This is a genomic window from Brachyspira hampsonii 30446 (genome assembly GCF_000316195.1).
GTDB classification, from domain to species: Bacteria; Spirochaetota; Brachyspiria; order Brachyspirales; family Brachyspiraceae; genus Brachyspira; species Brachyspira hampsonii_C.
Map to the genome: position 1 here is coordinate 442,660 of NZ_JH994111.1, position 23,724 is coordinate 466,383.

19 protein-coding genes are annotated in these 23,724 nt (G+C 25.5%); 3 read left to right on the forward strand and 16 right to left on the reverse strand.

All coding sequences use genetic code 11. The features are described 5' to 3' along the window. Positions 1-74 precede the first annotated feature (74 nt). The 6 genes from A966_RS06840 to A966_RS06865 form a co-directional block, all read right to left on the reverse strand. A complete protein-coding gene (locus A966_RS06840) occupies positions 75-1,538 on the reverse strand; it encodes a B12-binding domain-containing radical SAM protein (protein ID WP_008723959.1) in 1,464 nt (487 codons plus the stop codon). A gap of 7 nt (positions 1,539-1,545) precedes the next feature. Next, positions 1,546-1,989, reverse strand: a complete 444-nt coding sequence (locus A966_RS06845) for a YkgJ family cysteine cluster protein (RefSeq protein ID WP_008723961.1) — start codon at positions 1,987-1,989, stop codon at positions 1,546-1,548. Positions 1,990-2,055: 66 nt separating this feature from the next. Continuing rightward, positions 2,056-2,496, reverse strand: coding sequence for a MarR family winged helix-turn-helix transcriptional regulator (locus tag A966_RS06850; RefSeq protein WP_008723963.1), 441 nt, complete (start codon positions 2,494-2,496; stop codon positions 2,056-2,058). Positions 2,497-2,658: 162 nt separating this feature from the next. Next, the gene (locus A966_RS06855; protein ID WP_008723965.1) at positions 2,659-4,884 is read right to left on the reverse strand and encodes a glycoside hydrolase family 2 protein; all 2,226 of its coding nucleotides are present in this window, start codon (positions 4,882-4,884) and stop codon (positions 2,659-2,661) included. A gap of 774 nt (positions 4,885-5,658) precedes the next feature. Next, positions 5,659-6,126: a TspO/MBR family protein gene (locus A966_RS06860; RefSeq protein ID WP_008723968.1), complete on the reverse strand. Its 468-nt coding sequence runs from the start codon at positions 6,124-6,126 to the stop codon at positions 5,659-5,661. A gap of 100 nt (positions 6,127-6,226) precedes the next feature. Then, positions 6,227-6,649, reverse strand: a complete 423-nt coding sequence (locus tag A966_RS06865; protein ID WP_008723970.1) for a hypothetical protein — start codon at positions 6,647-6,649, stop codon at positions 6,227-6,229. A gap of 207 nt (positions 6,650-6,856) precedes the next feature. On the opposite strand from A966_RS06865, the gene A966_RS06870 reads away from it, so the two are divergent. Continuing rightward, positions 6,857-7,924 (forward strand): ankyrin repeat domain-containing protein, encoded by a 1,068-nt coding sequence (locus tag A966_RS06870; RefSeq protein ID WP_008723972.1) that lies wholly within the window; start codon positions 6,857-6,859, stop codon positions 7,922-7,924. 706 nt (positions 7,925-8,630) lie between these two features. On the opposite strand, the gene A966_RS06875 is transcribed toward A966_RS06870, so the two are convergent. After that, a complete protein-coding gene (locus tag A966_RS06875) occupies positions 8,631-9,845 on the reverse strand; it encodes an ImmA/IrrE family metallo-endopeptidase (RefSeq protein WP_008723974.1) in 1,215 nt (404 codons plus the stop codon). A 308-nt stretch (positions 9,846-10,153) separates the two neighbouring features. Then, positions 10,154-11,221, reverse strand: a complete 1,068-nt coding sequence (recF, locus tag A966_RS06880; RefSeq protein WP_008723976.1) for a DNA replication/repair protein RecF — start codon at positions 11,219-11,221, stop codon at positions 10,154-10,156. A 157-nt stretch (positions 11,222-11,378) separates the two neighbouring features. Between recF and A966_RS06885 the strand changes: the two genes are divergently transcribed. Together A966_RS06885 and A966_RS06890 are read left to right on the forward strand one after the other, a co-directional pair. Next, positions 11,379-12,449 (forward strand): PGN_0703 family putative restriction endonuclease, encoded by a 1,071-nt coding sequence (locus A966_RS06885; protein ID WP_008723978.1) that lies wholly within the window; start codon positions 11,379-11,381, stop codon positions 12,447-12,449. A gap of 104 nt (positions 12,450-12,553) precedes the next feature. Then, the gene (locus tag A966_RS06890) at positions 12,554-13,579 is read left to right on the forward strand and encodes a PGN_0703 family putative restriction endonuclease (RefSeq protein WP_332835052.1); all 1,026 of its coding nucleotides are present in this window, start codon (positions 12,554-12,556) and stop codon (positions 13,577-13,579) included. Between the two features lie 53 nt (positions 13,580-13,632). On the opposite strand, the gene A966_RS06895 is transcribed toward A966_RS06890, so the two are convergent. From A966_RS06895 to A966_RS06930, 8 genes are all read right to left on the reverse strand, one after another. Next, positions 13,633-14,523, reverse strand: a complete 891-nt coding sequence (locus A966_RS06895) for a hypothetical protein (RefSeq protein WP_008723982.1) — start codon at positions 14,521-14,523, stop codon at positions 13,633-13,635. Between the two features lie 99 nt (positions 14,524-14,622). Continuing rightward, positions 14,623-15,807, reverse strand: coding sequence for a methionine adenosyltransferase (gene metK, locus A966_RS06900; RefSeq protein WP_008723984.1), 1,185 nt, complete (start codon positions 15,805-15,807; stop codon positions 14,623-14,625). Positions 15,808-15,972: 165 nt separating this feature from the next. Beyond that, complete coding sequence (locus A966_RS06905) at positions 15,973-16,959, reverse strand: vWA domain-containing protein (protein WP_008723986.1); 987 nt, start codon at positions 16,957-16,959, stop codon at positions 15,973-15,975. Positions 16,960-17,139: 180 nt separating this feature from the next. Then, positions 17,140-18,141, reverse strand: a complete 1,002-nt coding sequence (locus A966_RS06910; protein ID WP_008723987.1) for an AAA family ATPase — start codon at positions 18,139-18,141, stop codon at positions 17,140-17,142. 42 nt (positions 18,142-18,183) lie between these two features. Next, positions 18,184-18,879, reverse strand: coding sequence for a nicotinamide riboside transporter PnuC (pnuC, locus tag A966_RS06915; protein WP_008723988.1), 696 nt, complete (start codon positions 18,877-18,879; stop codon positions 18,184-18,186). Positions 18,880-19,287: 408 nt separating this feature from the next. Then, the gene (locus A966_RS06920) at positions 19,288-20,586 is read right to left on the reverse strand and encodes a glutamate-5-semialdehyde dehydrogenase (RefSeq protein ID WP_008723989.1); all 1,299 of its coding nucleotides are present in this window, start codon (positions 20,584-20,586) and stop codon (positions 19,288-19,290) included. A 33-nt stretch (positions 20,587-20,619) separates the two neighbouring features. Then, entirely contained in the window at positions 20,620-21,486 is an 867-nt protein-coding gene (locus A966_RS06925) for a 50S ribosomal protein L11 methyltransferase (RefSeq protein ID WP_008723990.1), read from the reverse strand. 25 nt (positions 21,487-21,511) lie between these two features. Continuing rightward, the gene (locus tag A966_RS06930) at positions 21,512-23,494 is read right to left on the reverse strand and encodes a DUF4954 family protein (RefSeq protein WP_008723992.1); all 1,983 of its coding nucleotides are present in this window, start codon (positions 23,492-23,494) and stop codon (positions 21,512-21,514) included. Positions 23,495-23,724 lie beyond the last annotated feature (230 nt).

A 23,724-nucleotide genomic window follows, 5' to 3' on the forward strand; every position in this document is an offset into this window, starting at 1 on the left:
CCTTAATAATTATGGCATATATATAAACCGTTTAAAAAGAATATCATTAAAACATTTTCCATGCAAGTATATTTTTAATCATTTAAATAGTATGAAAGTATGTTTTTAAACGATTTTATATAGTATTTTATATCGTAAATATCTCTTATACTTTTTATTTTCTGAAAAACATATCTTGGAGTAAATGATAAATTATAAAATGATTCAATGTATTTGAATATTTGTTCATCATCTATATCAAGCTTCATAACACTTTTTCTCATATCATAGTCAAACCAATTTTTTGTTTTAATCAAATCATTTTCATCGCAATATTTGAATAATTTGGTTCCGGGATATGGTATAAAAAGAGAAGCGTTCATAGAATTAATATATCCATTTAGCATTAGATATTTTATAATATTAAATGTATTTGTTATATCTTCAGGCGTTTCCCAGGGATAACCTATTTTTACCATTATATCTACGAATAAACCTGCTCTCTTGGCTAATTTTATGGATTCTATAATATTTTCTATCTTGTTGTCAGTAATGCCTAGTTTTTCAATAGTTTTAGAATTTCCTGAAGGTAAATTAAAAATAACCGTTTTAAACCCGGATTTTTTCATCATTTTATAGTCTTGATATTCCAATATTCCAAGATAAACATAACAGTCTATATAAAGTTTTTTATTGAGTTTTCTTTCCTTCATGGTTTCACAGAATAATGAAAGCCATTCTCCTGTGGGAAAATAAACACTTGTGTCTAATATTTCTTTTATTCCATATCTTTTATTTAAATATTCTATTTCATCTATTACATTAATTGGATTTCTAACTCTTATATTGTTAAATAGAATATTTGAAGAATTACTATTATAGTTATTATATATAGAACCTCTTGCCGACATTACAAATGTTCCGGGTGTTTTTTTGAAATATCTATTTATTTTTGAATATAGTTTCCAATTTGTGAGATTTCTATCTATAAATGGCAGTCTGTCTAAAGATTCTTCAAGTTCAAATCTTCCTGTATTTTTTATATTTCCATTTGAAGTTCTGTAGTATATTCCTTTTTTCAGTTTCTCACCGTTATTTATATGATTAATCAAATTTAAAAGAAGAAAATCATAATCTCCGCCTGTTAATACAAAATCAGTTTTAGATTTATTCATACTTTCTTCAGGCAAAGCTGTAACATGATCGCCTCCTAAAACTACATAAGTATTGCTATATCTTTCCTTTATCGCTTCTATTGTATCCCAAATATAATTAATTATAGGAGTTTTTACCTCAAAAAATATTAAATCAGGAGAGATATTATCTATACTATTAAACCAATCTATAGTTGTTATATTAGAGGCTATTGTATCTAAAAAGACAACATTAATACCGTTATTCTTTAATAATGTGGCAGCATAAGAAGGTATCATTGGATATGAATATGACGGATTTTTTAACCATTGAAATTGTCTATTTAAAGATATTAATGGATATCCATTATTATATTCAAATGGCGGATATGTTATACAAACTTTTTTTATTTCTTTTTTTTTCATATTTTATCTATTTTTTAATTTTTTTAGCAGCCTTTTTCTTTGTGCCGGAAGATTTTTTCTTAATTATCTTATTTTCATATACATATTTTTCTAATTCATACTGATCATCAAATATTATATCATACCACTCTTCATATCTCTCACATTTAGGAGGACTATGCTTTGAACAGATTTCATTTCTATTCTCATAATTTTTACATAAATATGTTTTTTTATCTAAATATCTGCATTCGCTTCTTATCATGTGATACCAAGTCTTTTGATATATAAAGATAAAAGAATGTCTGAAATGCAAATACCATTTTAATGTATTAAGTTCTGCTTCATTTTTAGGAGGAGATATTTCCATAACCAAATCATGACAGCATAATGAATTGCAGTCAGCACATAATTTTTCACTTACTTTTTCTTTTCTATTTTTTAATAAACTATCTGATGGTATAACTTTCAAAATAAAACCGCCTTTAAAAATAATTTATTCAAGTATTATATTAATTATTTTATTAAATTCAATATTTTAATTATCAAAATAACTATTCATAAATGTTATAAGTTTCTTTTGAGATTCAACATAATTTTTTATCTCATCTTCTGTAAGACATTTAAGCATTGCTATATCCAATTTTTCCAACTCTTTTAATATAGGCTCAGCAAATGTAATACCTTTTTTTGTTAAGCTAATAAGTCTGTTTCTTTTATCTTTAGGATTAACTTTTTTCTTAATATATCCTTTCTTTTCAAAGTTGTCTAGTATAGAACAAACAGTTTGTTTTGGTACAGACAATTTTTCGGTAATGGAGTTCTGTACACATTCTTTGCTGTTGTAAATTATAAATAATGTAAATAAAGATAAATCTGTGATTCCGTATTGTTTAGCCCATAGATAATAAAATCTATTTGATGTATACCAAAAATCATATATTATTTCTATATGTTTTTTCATATCTTCATTTTTCATAATTTTATCCCATTATTTAATATTTTTATTAATATTAAACATAAATTAAAAATAAAACAAGACGGATTTGTATAAAAATAAGAGTTTGAAATTTACATCTCAAACTCTTATTATTATCATAAAAATTGTCAGCTTTTATACTATGATATAAACTTACTAATTTTATTTTACCTTTATCTCTATAGTTTCTTCTTTTACTCTTTTATTTTTTACTGTAATTTTTATACTTCCTTTATTTTTATTTGATTTAACCCAAAAAGAATAATAACCCCCTTCAAGTACAGGATTATCATTTCCTATTAATTCTCCTGCTCCTTTTACTTCTATAGTAATAGCTTCGTTAATATATGGAAGTCTGTTGCCAATGGCATCAACTGCTTTTACAGTTATTCTTGTTGAATCCCAAGAAGAGCCGTCTCTTACAGCATTAATTTCATTGTCATCTGCATATACATCTAAACTTGAAAATGTAGGATTACTCAAATATTTTTTTTCTATAACTGCTTTTCCTTCCATGTAGCCTATTATTTTAAGATCTCCCCAACCCATATCACTTACACCAGGTATATTAACTTCCATACTAATTATTATAGGAGGATGCTTTAACCCCTGATACTTTCCTGTTGCAGGATACTCTTTTGCTAAAAGCTCATCTCTATAATATAATTCCACATAATCACAGTTAGTAGAAATCATCAAAGGGGATATTCCTCCTATAGCTCTTTCTCCTCTGGCATATATAGTTATAGGTTCTAATACTATTTTATTTCTTTTATTTGTTTGTGATGAATATACTGATGCAGCCAATTTTGGATTTCTAAACATGTCGTAAACACCATGATAGCATATTCTGTCGCCTGAACCGAAATTATAGTGAGTATGATAATCAAAGGTGCACCAACCTGTAGAACCTGAAATATGATTATCTATAGCAACGGCATTAATTATTTCAAAATGTCTTTTAGTATGTTCTATTAATCTCTCTTCACAGTCCTGCATTTTTGTAGGGAACATATGTCCGTTATATTCTGTTATCATATAAGGAACATTTTTATCTAATTTTGTTACAGATTTCTGTGCTCTTAGAGGATCGGCAATACCGTCATAATTAAAATCATTCACTGTGTATACATCTTCTAATAATTCACTTCCTGTTATATATCTTACTCCGCCTGTTTGTCTTGTTTTATCAAGTTCATGTGCTGTTTTATTAGTTTCTTTATAAAAGTTATGATTATCCTGACTTTCATTTATTCTTACACCCCATATAACTATAGAAGCATGATGAAAATCTCTATCTATCATATCTTTCACATTTTCTACAGAAACTTTCTGCCATTCTTTATCACCTATATGCTGCCAGCCCGGTATTTCTTCAAAAACCATTAATCCTATTTCATCGCATCTGTCCAAAAAATGTCTGGAAGCAGGGTAATGCGAAGAACGAACTATATTAAGTCCCAAATCAAATTTCAGTATATCAGCATCTTTTTTCTGTATTCTTTCAGGCATTGCATATCCTACATAAGGAAAACTTTGATGTCTGTTCAATCCTCTTAATTTAATTTTTTCACCATTTAAAAAGAATCCATTTTCTGTAAATTTGGCATCTCTAAAACCAATTTTTATTGAAACAGAATCTTCATTTGAAAGTGAGGCTTCTAATCTGTATAATCTAGGATTATTAATATTCCAAAGCTCTATTCTGTCTGAGTTTATATTCTCATCTATCTCTATATCAGTGAATAATTCATCTTTTTTTAAATTTATTTCTTTTTTTATCTCGCATATATGATATTCCCTATTATATAAATTAATTGATATTGTTTCATTTATATTTTCTTTTTTGCTGTTTCTTATTCTTATTTTGCCTGTTATATTTTGATTAGCAAGTCCTGTAAGCATTACATTTTCTATAGAAATTTCATCTGCTATAATTATCTGAACTTCTCTGTATATTCCTCCATAGCATAAATAATCTATTTCATTTCCGAAGGGTGGAATATCTTCTCTCTCTGTACTATCTAGTTTTACAGCTATGAGATTTTCTCCGTCTTTTAATTCATCTGTGATATCATATACAAAAGGTAAATATCCGCCTTTATGCTCTCCAAAACTTTTTTCATTGACAAATACTTCAGCAGCTGCCATGGCACCTTCAAAATTAATTAATATTCTTTTATCTTTTAATTTTGATTTGTCGTATTGAAAAATATTTTGATATCCTGATACAAGCCAAGTATCTGATTCGCTGAAATAATGCAGAGGGAGCTCAGAAACTGTATGAGGCAATGTGATATTTTCTCCGTTTAATTTTTCAATTTTTATATTATCATTCCATTCCTTAAAAAACTTCCAATCGGTATTAAAATTGATTATTTCTCTCATTTTTGTAATACTCCAATAATTTTTTATGAAAATATTTTATATTTAAAATAATAAAAATCAATGAAAGTGTTGAAAAATATATTTTATTTGAATTTACTCATACTTTTTATGAATATATAGAAGTATGAGAGAAAATTTTTATTAAATTTAGTTAAAATAATAAACTTATTTTAGAATTATAGAGTTTTAGAAATTATGTTTTTATTCAACACGCGTTAAACTCATACTAAAATAATGGATAATTAATAGTTCTAATTTTTGCTATAAACTGAAATTTTATTCACCGCGTGCTATTATAACATCAAATTAAAAAAACACTTGGGCGGGCATGCTTTTATTAACAAAGTAATGAGTATTAATAAAATGTTTATTTCAGAGTAAAGTCTTAAACCTTAAAGGGCGGGCAGTTAGAATAAAATTTTTTGCTTTATTCTAATTCCCACCCTCTAGATATTTTAATTTAATATAGAATTATAATATTTATTTGATTTTTTATTTTTCTCTAATTTGTTAAATCCCACCCAAGCTGTAATTAGATTTATGACTTTTTTAACGCACGCATAACATATTTATAAACATAGTAAAAATTTTATTATTAATCAATTTATATTGTAGAATTTAGTTTACCGTGCGGTAAATTGACTATAAATTTAAATTAGTTTTGGAGGGTCATGCTTTTTAGAAGTTTGAAACAAACCTGCAAAAAAATCTTCTTTAAAAAATTTATATTATTTTTTAAAGCAGTGTTTTGAGCAATTCTATTATTTTTGATGATTAATTATATGTTACTATATAAAATGTCAAATAGCTTGCAAATAAACACCATGCCAAATATGGTACAAGAAGATAAGAAGCTGCTTTTGAAATAGATTTAAATTTTATTATAGTTATTATTATCATAACATCCAAAATCATTATTTCTATAAGACCGAATAAAGGCTGTTTTAAACCGAAGAAAATAAAAGTCCAAAGAGAATTTAATATTAATTGTACTATAAAAATTATAACAGCTTTTTTATCTGTAGGTTTTTTATTTATTATAATCGAAACTGATACAGCAAGCAGTATATAAAGAATACTCCAAGCTATTGGAAATAATATATTCGGAGGATTTAACGGAGATTTATTAAGTGAATCATACCAAACAAAATTATCCGCTTTTACACTAAGTCCTCCTAAAGCCCCTATTAATAAACATACAGCTGCTGAAATTATTAAAGTAATGATAAATCTTTTATTCATTATAATACCTCCTCATATATTATAATTATATATTATAATATAAATTTAGTATTCATTATATAGTTTGAAGTTTGCGTAAAAACAGAACTTTTTAATATTTTTATGCATAAGTATCTAAATTATTTCCTTTAGAAGATGAACTTGCTATTGCTGCCTTTGTAACACCTCCAGAAACATAAACTCTTTTACATTCTGGGCATATATTAGTAGTTAATGTTACATTTTGGAAAATTACTTCACCACCGCTTTTTTCAGCAGATCTCTGATTATTGGCAACATGCTCTTGTTCATGTGATGCTACTAGGGAAGGGGCACTTGAAGGATCTATACGAGTAGGGCTTTTAAAAGATACTCCTATATCATTAGATCCGTCCTGATATGTTCTTGAGGCACAAGTTTTACATACTCCTACTTCACTTATAGGAGTTTTTTGACTTGCTTCCTGAACAATATTATTGCTGTTATTTCTTATGTTAGTATTGTTTCTTATATAAGGAGCATTATTACGAATACTTATTTCCATAATTTTATCCTCTTAAATATTTAATTCTACCCCTATATGCAAATTATAAACCTATAAAAATAAATATCAATACATATTATATTTATAATTGTTGTTATGTTTACTATTTATACAATTTTATTTATAATTTGACAAATTTTTTATTTTATAAGTATAGTTTTATTATTTCCGATAATAGAAACGGTATTTTATAACTTGGATTTTATAATGAAAAAAATAATTATTCTATTATTTATAGTATTTAATTTGGCATTTGCTCAGAATGATGAATTAATGGAATCTATAAAAAATAATGATATAGATAAAGTAAAAACATTATTAAGAGAAGGCATTAACTTGGATTTATATAATGTAAATTATGGTATGAGTCCTTTAATGTATGCAACTCAGCTTGGTAATAATGAAATAGTTCAGGAACTCCTTGATTTTGGTGCTAAAGATTTTGATTTTGCTTTTTATGTTGCATGTGCCGAAGGTTATTGGGATATAGCAGAAAATATAATGAAATCTGGGGCTAGTAATTATAATATTGCATTATCTTATGCGGCTATTGGCGGACAATTGGATATAGCAGAGAAACTTATTGATTTAGGAGCTAAAGACATTAATTCAGCATTGGTATCTGCATGCGAAGGTAATCATTTAGAGGTTGTTAAATATTTAATAGATAAAGGTGCTAATGTTAATACAAGAGCATATATAGAAGTATACAGAAATTATAAAGGTGCTGAGAGAAAATCACCTTTAACTGCGGCAACTAATATTGATATAATAAAAGAATTGGTAAATGCTGGGGCAAGCAATTTGAACGAGGCTATTATATATAATTCTCAAATGATATCTACGAATTTTGACAGCACTTATTCTACGGAAATATTAAATGAATATATAAATTTAGGTGCTGATGTAAATTCTTCAAGTACAAATGACGGAAAAACACTTCTTATGTATTTGATAGAAAAAAGGCAGTTAGATTTTGAATTAATAAAAAAAGTGATAGAACTTGGTGCTGATGTTAATGCACGCGACAGGAATGGAAATACTGTTTTAATAAGAGCGGTAATGTATGAATATGAAGCTCCTGTTCAGGATAGTAATTTAAATAAAAAAATATACAGAACTATAGGAACGCCTATAAATATAATAGAAGAACTTTTAAAAGCAGGGGCTAATCCTACTGATAGAAATAGCTATGGAAATACTGCATACAGATTAGCAGCAAAAAATAAAAGAGACGATATAATAAAACTTTTTGATGAGTATTTAAAAAGATAATTATTTATTAATATAAAATTTAATATTATAAGAGTTAGAAAATATATATAAATCTTTCTTATATTTTTTTATAATCAATATCATTACTTGCATTTATTTTTATTAGAAACATTTCATTTATATGCAACTGAAAAATATTTTAATCTTGCACTAATTTTTGCAATTCCTCTTTCGTTTGTGGTTTGTATTTTATTATTGTGTTTCCTTATTGTTTTTTTATTATTTTATATTTTATTTATTAGAACTGTTGCGATTTTGTATTTTTATACAGTTAATATTAAAAATATATTATAAAGTTTATTTATAGTAATTTTATATTTCTTATTTTTTGTTTTAAATGTAATATAATTTTATCTAAATAAGATATAAAAATGCAGTCTTTTTGCTTCTCGCCGAAGGCGTACTTCGTATGTGCCAACAAAAGAAGTGGGGTTTGGGGCAAAGCCCCAATTATTAAAACTATAAATATTATTTTTAAATTTATTATATAATAATATCACTATATGTATGTACAAAATTGCAACAAGTCTATTTTTTATTGTTCTTTTTCCCGCCGCAAAAAGAACCTTATATCCTCGACAAGCTCGGATACGCTTAGCGAAAGTGCAAATAAAAAATTACTATAAAATATTTTTATATGTGTTAAATTATATAAAAATATTATTATTGCAGTTGATTTTTATTTAATATGAATAAAATTAAAGTGTTATAATATCCTACTAAATAATTTTACTAAATCTTCATTTATACTAGAAATATATTTATCTATTTTTAATATACCTAAATCAACTAATTTGATAGTAGCAAACTCCTCAGAAATTCCAAATATATATTTGACATATTCTATAAACATTATTGCCATATTTTTATTAATATGTTGATTATCATAAAATAAAAAATTTTTAGTTATACAATATTTCTTTCTAAAATAATACCAATGAATTTCCATAAATATATTATTTACTAAAAAATTAGAGGCAAAAATATTAGCTTGCATTTCCATTCTTCTATTGAGATTTTTTGGTATAATTTCATTTTCTGAAAAAACATCTGTAATATTATCTTCAAATATATCCATATATTTTTCTAAATATTGTTTATGTAAAATAAGATGACCTATTTCATGTGCTAAAGTGAATCTCCATCTTGGACTATCATACTTTAAGCGATTTGATATAAATATTGTATTTTTTTTAAATGATATTAATCCTAATATTGTATCTCCCAAATTTATATTAAATTCAAAAGTTATATTATATTTATTACTAAAAAAATATATAACTTTATCTGTATCCAATCTATCATTTTTATAAATACTAAAATAATCAAATTTTTTAGTTATTATATTAATTATTTCTTTTTCTGATATAAATGGTATTTTTATTTTTGAAAAATATTGTATGTTTCTATCTAAAATACCAAATTTAAATAATATTTCAAAGATACTATAATATATATAGTTATCTTCATTTCTTTTAAGAATTATGTCATTTTGATTATTAATAACTATCAAATCAATTTTTAATTTTTTGGCTATTGAAATTGCATCTTCTGTAAAATCACTTTCTGATATTATTATTCCGCTTTTTGCTCTTGAATTTTCTATTTGAGTATGAAAATATTCTATATTTTGCACTGATAATTTTCTATTATGAGATTTACATTCTACAGCAATCATTTGATAATGTTTTATATTTTCACCTTTTTCAGCTAGTATTTTTTCTTCCTCAGTGTTATATACTTTTATAACAATGTCAAAATTTATATCTCTGTAATTATTATCTTCTTTTTTACATACATATTTATGTATAACTATACTCTTTTTAGGATTAATATAATACTTATCATCGTTTATATACTTTTTCAATAGTTCATATACTTTTTTTTCAAATTTATCACCTTTTTCTGTTGTATTTTCCATAAAATATGAATATCCCTAAAATAATAAATCAATATATTAATATTCAATAATTATATATTTATATATTACAGTTTTTTAATTATACAACTTATAAACTATATTACAATCCACTATAAATAACTTTTAATTTTTATACCAAGATGGCGGACTATTTTCTATAATCAACATGAAAAACTGTATTTCTGAATAATCTGCTCATATCAGTTATTAAACTAGATATCACCCAAGTAAATATTGTTTCTTGCACTAGCTTTTTCAATTCTTATTTTACATAAGGCTTATATTTCATTTTGCAGCCTTTTATAATTTTACATTCTTATATCTGGTATATCAAATACTTTTCCATTTTCAAAGTTTTTCACTTTTTCTTTTTCTGTAACGGTAATAAATACCTGTCCTAATGTTTTTATGTATTCTAGTATATTATCTCGTCTTGTATTATCAAGTTCAAGCATAGCATCATCGATTAATAGAATAGGATATTTTTTTCTGTATTCAGATAATATTTTCTCGCTTGCAAGTTTCATTATGAGAGTAAACATTCTTTTCTCGCCTTGAGATGAAAATTTTTTTGAAAGGGAGTCTTTATAAAAGAATTGATACTCTGCTCTATGTATCCCAAAATATGTTGTGTGCATTCTTATTTGCTCGTTTAGGGTGGTTTCTAGTTTTTTTATATATTCGTTTTCATTTGATATATCTTCTATAGTAGACTGATACTTTATTGCATAAGGGTTTTCATTATTAAAAATATTTTTGTAAATTTCATTCATTTTATCTTCTAAAAGAGAAGAATATTTTTTATTTTCACTAGCTATATAAATAGAAAGTTTTGCTATATCATTATTATAGATATATGCTTCATTGGGTTTGGTGCTTAAACAAATATTTCTCATTTTTAAGAGTTTATTATATTTGATTAATGCAAGCAGATATTCTGATGATATTGTAGATATTAGCATATTAAAATAATCTCGTCTTAATTTTGGCTCTGCTATTACCAAGTCAGTATCATTAGGCAGAAATATAACATAAAGTATTCTTCCTATTAGATCTTTTCTTGAAGACACTTCTTTTTTATCTATAAATACCTTTTTTACTTTTTTTTGATATGCTATTTCTATATTTGTGTCATAATTTAATTCATCTTCTCTGAAAACTCCTCTCAAAAAATAATTATCATTTCCATTTTTTACAAGCTCTCTATCAAGTCTTGTCCTAAATGATACTCCGTTTCCAAGCATATATATTGCTTCGAGTATATTAGTTTTACCGCATCCGTTATGTCCGTAAAGCACATTTATTTTATCAGAGAATTCAAATATATTTTCATTGTAATTTCTAAAAGAACGAATAGTAAGTTCTTTAAGTATCATTTTATTTAAGCCTTTTATTTTATTAGTGAAAAGTATTATATATTAAAATATTAAAAATAGTAGTATGAGTATTATATTAATTTTTTATAAAAAATTTTTATACGACAGTTTTTGTCATATAAATTACATATACTATAATTAAATAGAGGAGACTATTATGTATAAAGATTTTGAAAAAAGAAAAAATGAATACTTGATAAAAAGCGGATTTTTTAATTGTGATAAAGGAAACGGAGTATTTAATGGTAAAAAATATCCTTATGTATTAGAACATAATGAAAATAATTTCTACATGCCAATATACAATGAAGTTATAGATTATTTTAATAAATTTGCTATTACTTGGTGGGGTGAAAATAAAAGCAAACCTAGCTGTCATACTTTATCATCTCAAATATCATGTTTAAATCATTTATTTTATATTAGAAGAAATAGATTTTTATGCTTGCATGTACTTAATTTTATAACAAATAGAAATTTTATAGATGTGATTTCCTTTGAAAATTATATTAATGATAATGGATATATAGCCTTTGAAATTTCTAATTATAAAGAACCTTATGTATCAGTAAATGCTTTATTTTTAGCAAAAGATAAAGAAAATAAAAAACATATTATAATGATAGAATGGAAATATACAGAAGATCATTCAGATGAAGATTTTTCTATTAATAAATATGAAAAAATACTTAATGAATATTTTTATCTTATAAATAACTCTAAACAATTAAAGATGAAGTATTTTAATTATAAATCAAGCATATATTTTCAGGGTGAACTTTATAAACTTACAAGACAGACTTTATGGGCTGAGCAGATGATAGAAAATAAATATAATGAAAAAATAGAAGCTGATGATTTTCTGCATATAGTTGTTATACCAAATAAAAATAAATCGATTCTTTCAAGCAGATACAAAATATCAAATATGAATTTAGAAGATACATGGAGAAATGTTTTGAATGATAATTCTAAATTTATGATAATAGATAATAAAAAAATTATTGAAGCATTAGAATATATTACAGAATTAATAAAGTATGGACTTATAGATTCAAGTTTAATAGTATCTCATAAAAACATTAATGTAATGTCAAATAGTAGTAAGTTATCTAATAAAAAAAATAATTCTGTTGAAAGCCATATAAGTTCAGAAGATATAGTTGTTTCAGAAGAAGATATATATGATTTAGAAGATTTTGTAAAATATTTAAAAATAAGATATTAATAATTTTAAGGAAGTCTATATGAATATATACAGAGAATTAGAAATTAAAAAAAAATGAAAAGTTAATCAAAGATGGATTTTTTAATGGCGATGCAGGAAACGGAATATTTAGAGGTACAAAATATCATTATGTATTAGGAGATTATAAAAATAATTTCTATCCGCCTATAATTGAAGAGGCTTTAGAATATTTTGAAAAGAATGAAATAAAATGGTGGAATAAAGATATTAATATAAATCAGCCTGCCACAAACACTTTATCATCTCAGATAGCATGCTTAAATTATTTATTTTTTATTAGAAGAAGTAAGTTTTTAAGTTTGTATACACTTAATTTTATAACAAATAGAAAGTTTATAGATTTATTCACTTTAGATAATGATAAATATAATAAGGCTTATATATCTTTTGAAGTTTCAAGCGATAAAGATCATTTAAATGAAATAAGTACAAATAGAGGAGAGTTAAACACTTCAATAGATGCATTATTTTTGGCAGAAGATGAAAATCATAAAAAATGTATGGTAGTTATAGAATGGAAATACACAGAAGAATATTATAATAATGAAGATGAATCTATAAAGATAAAAAATGGCGTACATAAAAAAGGAGAAGAGAGATTAAACAGATATACTTCACTGATTACTAATTCAAAACAGTTAAAACATAAATATTCAGATTATAAATCATCTGTATATTTTAATGGAGAGCTTTATCAGCTTACAAGACAAACTTTATGGGCAGAACAAATGATAGAAAATAAAGATGATGAAAGTATAAAGGCTGATGATTTTCTTCATTTAGCTGTAATTTCTAACAAAAATAAATCTATGCTTTCAAGTGTATACAAAATATCAAATATGAATTTAGAAGATACTTGGAGAAATGTTTTAAATGATAATTCTAAATTTATGATAATAGATAATAAAAAAATTATTGAAGCATTAGAAACATTATTGCAATTAATAGAATACGATGATATAGATTATAAAAAAATTGTTTTTGATATTGAAAATCCAAAACCAGCATCAAGTATTTTGCTGCATATATTAAGACATGCTGAAAAAAGTAAAGCTAATATAATTAATGAACTTACTGATTTTTTAACTTATTTAAAAACTAGATATTAATAAAATAAAAGCATACTAATATGCATTATAAATATTAGTATGCTTTTTATAATTTAGAAATTTGTTATTTTTAATCCAATGCAGAAGTCTTTAAATTGATCCAAGTTTAATACAAATTGATTGAATAATGCATATCCCATAAATGAAGATACTGCAAATTTTATTTCTATATTTTTTAATTTAGATTGTGTTTTTATAGCTTCTTTATATATTCTATAAGTAAGCTCGCTTTTAGGATTCAAATCGGCAAATAAAATAATACATTCTGCTTTATCATCTAATTCTTTAATATCATCTGCATTTTTATCTGCTCCGCTGCTTAAATTTATTAATCCTAATTCTCTTAATTGTCTAAATTGAATTAGAGTTTGTTCTTTTAAACTATCAAGATGAGAATGTCCGTCTAAATATAAAATATCGCTAAAATGTTTATTCATATTATCAAGAGCATCTTTACCATATTTCATTTCTACGATACTCAATTTACATTTATTTATATTTTTTCTATTAGCCCATTTAAAACCAACTATATCAAATCGGCATTCTTTCATATCAGGATCTATACTTTCAATATCGACAAAATAATAATCTGACTCCAATGCTAATTTAGAACTTGTATTTGTTCTAACCACCAATTGCTGAAATTCTTTTTCTGTTTGGGATTTATTTATTTTTGTATCAACTAAATTTTTTAATGTTCCAATATTATCAATCCATTCATTTACATTAGATATAGATAATGAAGAATGTGCAATACATACTTTATCGTAATGTGATTTATCTATTCCTTTACCATCTTCAAATTTTAAAATACTTACTCCTCTATAATAAACATTAATATTATTTTCTCTTATGCAAAATAACAAAGTATCATCTTTTTTTACTATATCAACTACTTTTATCAAATCTGGCTCTTTCATGAAATCGCTTCTTAATTTTCTCATATTTGTATCCTAAAAATATTTATAATATAAAGGGCTTGCTAATATTTTATTAACAAGCCCTGAATGTTTAAAACTTTTTTATTCTTTTATTAAAATTAATTATTTAGCATTAGCAAACAAATCTTTTATATCTGTTTTTTCCCAAGTAAACTCTGGAAGCTCTCTGCCGAAATGTCCGTAAGCAGTAGTTTTTTCATAAATAGGTCTTCTCAAATCTAATCTTTTGATTATGCCTGCAGGAGTTAAATCAAGCTCTTTAGCAACTATATTAGCCAATACTTCATCATGAACTTTTGCAGTACCGAAAGTATTAACATATACAGATAAAGGCTCAGGAACACCTATGGCATAAGCAAACTGAACTAAAGCTCTGTCAGCTATACCAGAAGCAACTATATTTTTAGCAACATATCTAGCCATATAACAAGCACTTCTGTCTACTTTTGTAGGGTCTTTACCAGAGAAAGCACCGCCGCCATGTGCACCATGTCCGCCGTAACTGTCTACAATAATTTTTCTTCCTGTTAATCCGCAGTCTCCCATAGGTCCGCCTACTACAAATGAACCTGTTGGGTTAATATAGTATTTAGTATTTTCATCAAGCATATTAGCTGGGCATATTTCACTAATAACATGTTTTTTTATGTCAGCTTCTATTTGTTTGTGATCAACACCTGCAGCATGCTGAGTAGAAATAACAACAGCTTCTATTCTAGCGGCTTTACCGTCTTTATATTCAACAGTAACCTGACTTTTACCATCTGGTCTTAAATAGTCAACTATTTTTTCTTTTCTGACTTTAGCCAAACGCTCTGCCAATCTATGAGCTAAATGTATAGTTAAAGGCATAAATGTCTCAGTTTCATTTATAGCATAACCGAACATTATACCTTGATCGCCTGCACCTTCAGAAACATTTGATGATTCAGAATTAAATAATCCTTTACCAGCACTAACACCCATATCTATATCAGGAGACTGTTCAGCAATAGCCTCCATTACCGCACAAGTATCAGCGTCAAAACCCATTTCGCTGCTTGTGTATCCTATTCGCCTTACGGTATCTCTGGCGATTTTTTGATAATCCAATTTAGCTTTTGTAGTTATCTCTCCAGCAATAAAAATCATACCTGTTTTTGCTAAAGTTTCGCAAGCTACTCTTGAATTAGGATCTTGTTTTAAACATTCGTCTAAGACTGCATCGCTTACAGCATCGCAGATCTTATCAGGATGGCCTTCTGTTACCGATTCAGAAGAGAAATAATAATTTTTTATCTCTGCCATAGTTTTACCTCTTTATTAAAATATAATCTGATTATTCTATATCAGTAAACATAAATAGTCAAGGAAATATATGATAATTATTACAATTTAGTATAAATAACTATTAATTTTTATAAGAATTATTATTACATATAGTATTAATTAAAGATTGTAATACATATCAAACTATGGTATTATCAAAAACCTAGTTGTAGAAAGTATTACACTTAAACATAAACAAATCAAAGCTATTATAATGAAAGGTTTATACAATTCTTTATATTGAATTAAATCATCATCTAATATTGGTTTTTTCTCTAATCTGTCTATTGTATTGTAAACATTATCTAAAGCTGAGGCATTTTTAGCATTAAAATATTTTCCGCCTGTAGTTGCCGCTATATCTATTAAAGATTCTTCATTAAGTGTAAAATCCGCTCTTATTCTTCTTTTTCCATAATTAGGATCATCATAAGTTACCCAAGCATGACTTCCGCCAGCATCACCTATACCTATAGTATATATTTTTATATTAAAGTTAGAAGCTATTTCTGAAGCTAATTTAGGATCTATTTCACCAGAATTATTTTCTCCGTCTGTAAGAAGTATAATAATCTTTTCATTATCGCCTTTAACACTTCTAAGCATATCAACAGCAGTGGCTATTCCAAGTCCTATTGAAGTAGAACCTTCTTCATCTATTTCTATCTTTTTTATTTCTTCTTCTAATGAAGTATAATCAAAGGTAGCAGGTGATAGTACAGAAGCCCTTAATGCAAATGCTACCAAACTTATTTTATCAAAATTTCTTTTTTTTATAAAATCTATCATTGTTTTTTTAGAAGCCTCTAATCTTGTAGGAAGCATATCTTCAGCCATCATAGAAGGTGAAACATCCACTACAAGAGAAATATAAACACCTTCTCCATTAATATCCGATAAATGAGAAACTTTTGCAGGACGGGCTAAACCTATGATAGAAAAAAATAAAGCTAAAATTATAAGTGTAAATGGTATATCTTTAACATAGTATCTTGATTTCAATACTTTAGACATACTTACCCTTGGGTGCTTTACTGAGTATGAATGATTTTTTCTTGTTTGTATATATAAAAATATTATAATAGGTAAAGTAAGAAGCAAGAATAAAAATTTTGGAGATACAAAAGTCATTTATATATTTTCCTAATTATAATTTTAATATTAAAACATGCTAAATAATACAAAGTAATATTTGCTAAACTATTATACTAAAATACAGATAAAAGTAAAGTATTATATATCTAATAGATGTATATATTTAATATAAAATAAATTATATTTGATGCATACAAATATTTTATATAATTTCTTCTATAATAATTTATCTATTATAGAAACTGCCTTTTTAAATCTTGAATGATAATCTCCATTTATAGAATAATATTTAATTTTTAGATTATCAAGTATATCTTTTATTTGTCTGCTGTATTTTTCTCGATCATTTTTTATTACTTCGCTTCTGTCTCCGTCCTGAACAAAATCAACATCAGGCTCTAAAAATAATACTGCATCATATTTATTTATATTAATAATCGCTTTTGCTAATATTTCATTATTAACTATATTTTCATCTTTCAAAAAATGCATATAAAAAATTGTAATTACAGCATCAGTATCTATAAATAATATTTTATTGCTATGTTCTAATGCCTTTATTTCATTTAGCTTATGAGTTAAAAGGATTTCTGTAAAATCTTCTGAAAGCATAAGCAAGTCCGTTCCAGATTTTTCGGATATTTCTCTTCCAGCCTCTTCTATATAATTGGTATTATAATAATTAGCCAAATTAATTGTAAGTGTTGATTTTCCTGTACTTTCGCTTCCCAAGAGCAAAACTCTTTTTGTATAATAAGGCTTTACTATATTAGGTAAATAATCCCAATATTTATAAACATTTTCTCTAATCTTTGCAGAGCTTATTTCATCTCTCTCTATAAATATTAATTCTGACTCTTTATAGTATCTTGTATAAAAAGAATCTTTATCTTTATAATCATCTCCCAAAAATACAGCATCAATCTTTTCACCTATAGCATTTTTAATTTTTATAGAATCCTCTTCCCAAAAATCTTCTGTATAATCTTCTTTTGTTTTTGCATTATCTTCTATAAATAGAATTTTTACATTTCCTATATGTTTAGTTAATTGATAAAGCCATCTGTATCTTATTTTTCTATCAATTTCATTTCTATTATTTCCAATGCATAAAATTATAAAAAGAGTTTTACATTGATTAGCAGCTTCTATTATGCATCTTACATGCCCTAGATGAATTGGATTGAATGATCCTGCATACATTCCTACATTATACATAAAAAACTCCGAACAACATATTTTATTATTTTTATTAAATATTCACTTTATAAATTTTTGAACATTTGCCTCTTTGTACCATTTTATAAGCATAAATATAGCATTAACTAAATATACACTCCACATAAGTAAAGTGGCTATATTATCTCCGCCGCTTGAAAAGTTAATATACCATATAGAAATATTTAAAATATTTACTAATATCCACATTATCCATTGTTCTGAACATCTTTTTATGCATAGTATCTGTGCCGTTATGGCAAATACTGTACTTGCACTATCTACAAAGGGAAGAGAGCCTCCTAATTTTTTTAATATAAGTCCGTAAATAAATATAGATATAAAAGACAAAGCAAATATTATAATTTTATATTTATCATTTAATTTTGTTTTTACAACTTCCTTGCTTTCGTTATTTAAATTTCTGCTCCAAAGTATAAATCCAGCTATATTCATAGGTATATAATAGAAGACATTGAGCATAAACTCACCGTAGTATTTGGCATTAAAGGCGATATACGAATATAGAATTGTATTAATCATTCCAAATATATATGAAGATAATTTTCCTTTTCCTGTTAGAATTACACATAATATACCGCTTATTGATGATATTATGCCTATAATATTTTCTTTCCAATATATAGAAAGTGATAGTATTATAGCAGTTGCTGTTACAATCCATAATATTTCTAAAGCTTTCCAATTTTTAAGTTCACTCTTTATGAAATTTGTCATTATAATTTTTTATTTTGGTAAGTTTTTTATTTATTATATAATTATTTTACATAAAATCAATATTACTAAATTTTCTATATTAGACTTGTTTCAAAACTAATTTTATTTATAATTGCTGAGACTAGCAATTAAACTAATTTTAGTATGTATGTATTCTAAAGATGGCAGTAAATTACAAAATATATATAATATCTCAAGTACTTTTGAAACAATCCTGATATTTGAAAAATAACAAAAACAAGTTGGTAAGTTTAGAGATACCAGCTTGTTTTTCATATTATTATTTTATTCTTTTATGCTTAAAGCTAACTCTATGGTTTACATAATCTTTTATTATCTCTAATAAAATTGTTAGTTAAATGTCTCCTGCCATTCTAACGAATAGCAGGTACTAATAATTTTTATATTTTATTTTATTCTCTTATGCTTAAAGCTAGATTTATGAGTAACATAATCATCTACAATCTGATAATTTCCAAAAATTTTGTATTTGTATATGGTTAAACCTTCCAAACCTACAGGACCTCTTGCATGCGTTTTGTTTGTAGATATTCCTACTTCCGCACCGAAACCGTATCTAAATCCGTCAGAAAATCTAGTTGAAGCATTACAGTATACATTGGCAGAATCAACATAAGTCATAAACTTTTCTATATTGTTTTTATCTTCGGATATGATTGAGTCTGTATGATGAGAGCCGTATTTGTTAATATGATTGTATGCTTCCTCTGTGTCTTTTACTATTTTTAATGATACTTCTTTATCTCCGTATTCTAAATGCCAATCTTTTACTTCTCCTATGTCTTGAGTATTCAATATTTTTTTTACTTCTTCATCACCGTTCATTTTTATTTCATTTTCTTTAAATAAGTTATAAAGTTTTGGTAAATACTCTGAGGCAATATTTTTGTTTACTAGTATAGTTTCAACAGCATTGCATGCACTCGGATACTGAGCCTTTGAATCCAAACATATTTTTAATGCCTTTTCCTGATTAGCAGATTCATCTATATATAAATGGCATATACCGTCAGCATGTCCTAGTACAGGTATATTTGTATTTGATTTTATATATTGTACTAAACTGTTTCCGCCTCTTGGTATTATGAGATCTATATATTTATCCATTGATAATAATTCTTTTATGTCTTCTCTGGTAAATACTAAATTAACAGAGTTCTTTGGAAATTCTTTTATATTGTTTAGAGTTTCTTCTATTATGTAGAATATTGCTTTATTAGTATTTTCTCCTTCAGAACCTCCTTTAAGTATAACAGCATTTGAAGATTTGATGCATAAAGAAGATATTTGAGATATAACATCAGGACGAGCCTCGAATATTACAGCAATTAAACCTATAGGGCAGGATATTTTTTTTAATATTAAATTGTCATCAAGCTCAGTTTCTAATAATACTTTATTAATAGGGTCTTCAAGTTTTACAACATCTCTTATACCAGAGACAACATCTATTAATTTATTTTCATCTAGTTTTAATCTATTGAAAATTGATTTAGAAATTTTATTTTCATTAAGAAGTTTTTGAGCATATTCTAAATCCTTTTTATTGGCTTCAAATATTTTATCTTTATTTTCTTCTATTTTTTTTGCTATTTCAAGCAAAGCCTTATTTTTTATATCAGTATCAAGCGATTGTAATTGATATGTTGCCTCTTTTGCATTTTTTACTAAATCTATTAATTGCATATTATTCTCCTTAATATGTTTATAATATAATTATTAATTAAGCATTATTGATACCCAATCATTTTTCCTTTTTCTCATAATAATATTCAGTTTGTTTGCTCTTATGGCATTAATCATATAGGATTCTTTTTCTAGTAAAATTCCTGATAATATTAATGTAGAACTTCTTTTTAATAATTCTTTTAAATCCGCAAGAATCTCTATTAAAATATCAGTTTCAATATTAGCTATTACCAAATCAAATTTAAAATTCAAATTAATTAAATCTCTTGCATTTCCAAGTATTACATTATCAAGTTTTATACTGTTGTAATCTGCATTATCAAGAGTACAATTAACAGCATCATTATCAATATCTATAGAGGTAATATTTCTTGCTCCTAATTTATAAGCGAATAATGATAATATACCGCTTCCGCATCCTATATCAGCAATACTCTTTGAAGCTATATCGTTATTATCAGTATATTCATAAATCATTTCAAGTGCAAGCGATGTGGTTTCATGAGTTCCTGAACCGAATGCATACTGCTTTGCTATATAAAGAGGATTAGTACTTTCTTCATTATGAAAATCTTTTAAGTTCGGCACTATAGTTATATTTCCAATATCAAAAGGCTTTAAAAACTCTATATATGAAGTTAAATATTCTTCTGATTTTAACTGTTTTGTAGTTAAAGTATAACTCGCAATATCTTTTATATTTTCTTCTATTATAGAGAGATTATTTTTTAATATATCCTCTGTTTCATTATATATATTTACTATAGACGAAGTGCTGTCCTCTATTGGGAACTCTATATTAAAACCCAATATATTTAATTGACCGCTCTCTATAACAGCCTCGATTATATCTTCAAATCCTCTTTCTAATTTTATAGATAATGAATATATCAGCATAACAACTCCAAATATTTTTAATATATTATAATATATTAATTAAATTATTAATATCATTTATTTTATTTTCCATGTCTTTTTTATATTTTACAACAAAAGTATTATCATTAACAGTACCTCTCACAGCTTCAAAATCTTTTTCCATCATCGTTTTATCATCTATTCCAGCACTAACCATTTTTGCTATATCATATTCTTTTTCAACATCTTTATAAAATATATCATATGCTTTTTCTAATAATATTTTATGCTCATCTAATAATTTTTTTATATTATCTTTATTAATACTTTCTATATTATATCTTGATTTAATAGAGTTCATAACCCAAGATTTTTCATCTTCAGAGTATATATTGTATAATTTTTCAAACTCTTCAATTAATGATTTTATATCATTTATTTTGTCATTTTCTAAGTCATTTATTATATTATCAACTCTGTCCTTAGCACATATAAGCCCTCCAATATCAGACCAATTATCAAATACATTATTTTTATCATATTCTAAACTTGATATTATCTCATCTATATTTTTAGAATCTTTTATGTATGAAAGTATTTTGTTATGCAAGTATAAATCTATTGCTATAGAATATCTTTTTGAATATTTATCTAAAGAAGATTTTTTTATTATCATATTTTTGTATGTTAAAAAGTTTTTATCATTATTATTATTTTCTTTTTTAATATTTTTTAATATCTTTTCGGACTTAATCATTTTTGAAACAGTATACGGACTAAATACATCAAATATTATCAAATCTTTTTTATCGCCTTTTCTTCTGTCTCTGTCTTTCCATTTATTTTCATCTCTTGAAAGCCCAACACCGAATAAATTTAAGGCAGGTATTAGTCTTGTTTGATGATACCCATGTTCGGTTATGTATGAGAAAGGAAAATCCGAAGTATCAACATTATCATAATGAGCACCTATAACAGTTGAAAAAGCCCCTATATAAGAAGGCCATAAAATATATGAATTACTTCCAGTTTTGCATCCTCTCTCCATAAAACCATGATGATAAGGTCCTAATTTGTACATATGATTGCTTTGATTAGTACCGCTTCCCGCATTAAAAAATGAAAAATGACTTGCTATTAAAAGTGTTGCTTTATGATGCGTAACTGTATAAGGACCTGCAAATATAGAAAACATCTCGCCATGCTCACCTTCGCAGTTTGCAAAAAGAAGAGAGTCCTCGCATGAAAACTGCCTTGCAAGTCTTACCCCTTCTCCTATAAAAGCCTTTTTTATTACAGTGCTGTCTGTTATACTTGCACCTTTAAGAACGATAGAGTCTTTTAATATAACAGAAGTTCCTATATATGAAGGACATTCTTTTGTACTTATAACTGTTGTATTGCTGATTTCATCTGCATTTTCTACAGTGGTGTATGGATCTATTAATGAGTTTTTTATTAGTCTTGCATTTATTATTTTGGCATGTTTTTTTATTTTTCCGAATTTTCTTGTTTTTTGTTTTGCATATTCATCTATTATAGTATTAATTTTTTCACGCATTAATTTTTTATGTCTGTATATTGCAACTAAATATGCTATATGAGAATTAAGTCTATTAAATATTTTTACACTTCTTCCGTCTCCTTCCATAATAGGAGAGGTTTCAACTCCGTTTCCGAAACTGCTTTTTCCTTCCATATATATGGAACCTGCATTTTCTATTATAACGCCATTTTCTATTTTATAATTTTCTATAAATCTTCCTACATTATTAATATAAACATTTCCATTAATGCATACATTTATTAAAGTTGCTCTGTTTATAGAAGCTAATACTTTAAGTTTTTTATGATATCTAACATTTCCATTAAGAGAGTTTATTTTTATTCTGCCATGAAACTGAACATCTTTTATTCTGCTTAAATCTACATTTTTGATGAGTATTTTATTCCAAGACTGAGAAGAACAGCCTTGAGATTTAAGGAAGTTTATTTCTTCATTTGTAAGGTTTCTAAAATCTTTGTCTTTTTTTTTGAAAATATACATAATTAAAAGTTTTCCTTTTTTTATTATTTATTAGTCATTATGTTAACTTTATGATTTTGTGTAAAATTTGTGTAAAAATCAAAATTCGTTAAAAAATGAAAAATATTATAGATTATATATCAAAATTAAATAATTTTCTATTACTTTTTATTTACTTTTATTGTGTGCTTATTTTTGTATTTACGAAATTTTAAAAAAATTAATATTATCTATTGACTTTATTGCTATAT

Excerpts from the sequence above, each read along its gene's own strand:
- A966_RS06840 (WP_008723959.1), bottom strand. The coding sequence starts at position 1,538 with ATGAAAAAAAAAGAAATAAAAAAAGTTTGTATAACATATCCGCCATTT.
- A966_RS06850 (WP_008723963.1), bottom strand. The coding sequence starts at position 2,496 with ATGAAAAATGAAGATATGAAAAAACATATAGAAATAATATATGATTTT.
- A966_RS06855 (WP_008723965.1), bottom strand. The coding sequence starts at position 4,884 with ATGAGAGAAATAATCAATTTTAATACCGATTGGAAGTTTTTTAAGGAA.
- A966_RS06860 (WP_008723968.1), bottom strand. The coding sequence starts at position 6,126 with ATGAATAAAAGATTTATCATTACTTTAATAATTTCAGCAGCTGTATGT.
- A966_RS06865 (WP_008723970.1), bottom strand. The coding sequence starts at position 6,649 with ATGGAAATAAGTATTCGTAATAATGCTCCTTATATAAGAAACAATACT.
- A966_RS06870 (WP_008723972.1), top strand. The coding sequence starts at position 6,857 with ATGAAAAAAATAATTATTCTATTATTTATAGTATTTAATTTGGCATTT.
- A966_RS06875 (WP_008723974.1), bottom strand. The coding sequence starts at position 9,845 with ATGGAAAATACAACAGAAAAAGGTGATAAATTTGAAAAAAAAGTATAT.
- recF (WP_008723976.1), bottom strand. The coding sequence starts at position 11,221 with ATGATACTTAAAGAACTTACTATTCGTTCTTTTAGAAATTACAATGAA.
- A966_RS06885 (WP_008723978.1), top strand. The coding sequence starts at position 11,379 with ATGTATAAAGATTTTGAAAAAAGAAAAAATGAATACTTGATAAAAAGC.
- A966_RS06895 (WP_008723982.1), bottom strand. The coding sequence starts at position 14,523 with ATGAGAAAATTAAGAAGCGATTTCATGAAAGAGCCAGATTTGATAAAA.
- metK (WP_008723984.1), bottom strand. The coding sequence starts at position 15,807 with ATGGCAGAGATAAAAAATTATTATTTCTCTTCTGAATCGGTAACAGAA.
- A966_RS06905 (WP_008723986.1), bottom strand. The coding sequence starts at position 16,959 with ATGACTTTTGTATCTCCAAAATTTTTATTCTTGCTTCTTACTTTACCT.
- A966_RS06910 (WP_008723987.1), bottom strand. The coding sequence starts at position 18,141 with ATGTATAATGTAGGAATGTATGCAGGATCATTCAATCCAATTCATCTA.
- pnuC (WP_008723988.1), bottom strand. The coding sequence starts at position 18,879 with ATGACAAATTTCATAAAGAGTGAACTTAAAAATTGGAAAGCTTTAGAA.
- A966_RS06920 (WP_008723989.1), bottom strand. The coding sequence starts at position 20,586 with ATGCAATTAATAGATTTAGTAAAAAATGCAAAAGAGGCAACATATCAA.
- A966_RS06925 (WP_008723990.1), bottom strand. The coding sequence starts at position 21,486 with ATGCTGATATATTCATTATCTATAAAATTAGAAAGAGGATTTGAAGAT.
- A966_RS06930 (WP_008723992.1), bottom strand. The coding sequence starts at position 23,494 with ATGTATATTTTCAAAAAAAAAGACAAAGATTTTAGAAACCTTACAAAT.